Genomic DNA, 1,389 nt, shown 5'->3' on the forward strand with positions numbered 1-1,389 from the left:
AAGCGGCGATCCCGAACGGACTGCCGGTCCGCCGCTGACAGTCCAGGCAATGGCAAAGCGAGACCTTGGCCGGCTCTTGCGGGCAGCGGATCTGCAATTGGCCGCAGGTGCAGTGAGCGATCCGGCCAGTCATCATTCTCTCCTGTATCGGGGCGGCTAATCCTAACCCAGCCTTGCGCGCGCCTTCGCCGTCCAGGCGCTGAACAGCCGGTCGGCGACGATGCCGATGAAGGCGATGGCGAGACCGGCGACGATGCCGCGGCCGGAATCGGCTTTGGACAGTGCGATGAACACTTCCTGACCGAGATCGCGGGTGCCGACCATGGCGCAGATTATGATCATTGCCAGCGCCATCAGGATCGTCTGGTTGACGCCCAGCATGATTTCCGGCAGCGCCAGCGGCAGTTGCACGCGAAAGAAGGTCTGGCGCGGCGTGCAGCCCGACACCTTGGCCGCCTCGATCAGCGCCGGCGGCACCTGCCTGATGCCGTGATTGGTGTAGCGGATCGCCGGCACCACGGCGAAGGCGATCGTCGCGATCATCGCGGTGACGTCGCCGACCCGAAACAGCATCACCACCGGGATGATGAAGCAGAAGGATGGCAGCACCTGCAGCGTATCGATGACCGGCGTGACGATCTTCTCGAACCGGTCGCTGCGCGAAGCCATCAGCCCGATCGGGATGCCGATCAGGCAGGCGATGAAGGCCGAAATACCGCAGAGATAGACCGTCGCCATGGTCTTTTCCCACAGGCCGGTGATGGCGCAGAAGGCGGTCAGCGCGGCGACGAGGACGGCGAGACGCAGGCCGGAGAGTTGATAGCCGGCAAGGCCGAGCAGGAAGACAGCGCCGAGCCACGGAAAGCCCTCGCAAAAGGCGCGCAGCGGGTTCAGCAGATTGAGGATGAGCGCCACGCGAAACGCTTCGATCGTGTCGAAGAAATTGATGGTCACCCAGTTCACCGCCGCCTTCCACAGCGGCGCCGTGGTGAAAGTGATCGCTTTCGGCACCACTGCCAAGGCCGGCACGAACAGGCCGAACAGTGTTGTCACGACAAGGATGGCGATGGCCAGCGTCAGGTTGGGGTAGCGCCGCCAGAGGCTCGGGCTTACCTCCTGATGGACATGGCCCTTTGCTTGGCTGTGCGCGATGGCCTGGCTCAGCCGGTCGAGTGCGATGGCGAGTGCCACAATGGCAAGGCCGGCTTCCATCGCCTCGCCGACCTTCAGCGCGCGTAGCGCCAGGAGCACGTCGTAGCCGAGGCCGCCGGCACCGATCATCGAAGCGATGATCACCATGTTCAGCGCCAGCATGATGACCTGGTTGACGCCGACCATCAGTGTCGGCCGCGCCGACGGCAGCAGCACCCGCCACAGTCTGTCTCTTAT

Annotated in this window: 1 protein-coding gene and 1 pseudogene; both read right to left on the reverse strand. The window is 64.2% G+C overall.

Annotation, left to right across the window (positions count from 1 at the left end):
• Window positions 1–133, reverse strand: a pseudogene (locus tag EN914_RS39655) (aldehyde-activating protein); the annotation flags it as partial.
• A gap of 29 nt (window positions 134–162) precedes the next feature.
• The coding region (locus EN914_RS35500) for an ABC transporter permease subunit (protein ID WP_127389693.1) at window positions 163–1,389 on the reverse strand (1,227 nt) is incomplete at its 5' end.

The organism is Mesorhizobium sp. M7A.F.Ca.CA.001.08.2.1 (assembly GCF_003998455.1).
Taxonomy (GTDB): Bacteria; Pseudomonadota; Alphaproteobacteria; order Rhizobiales; family Rhizobiaceae; genus Mesorhizobium; species Mesorhizobium ciceri.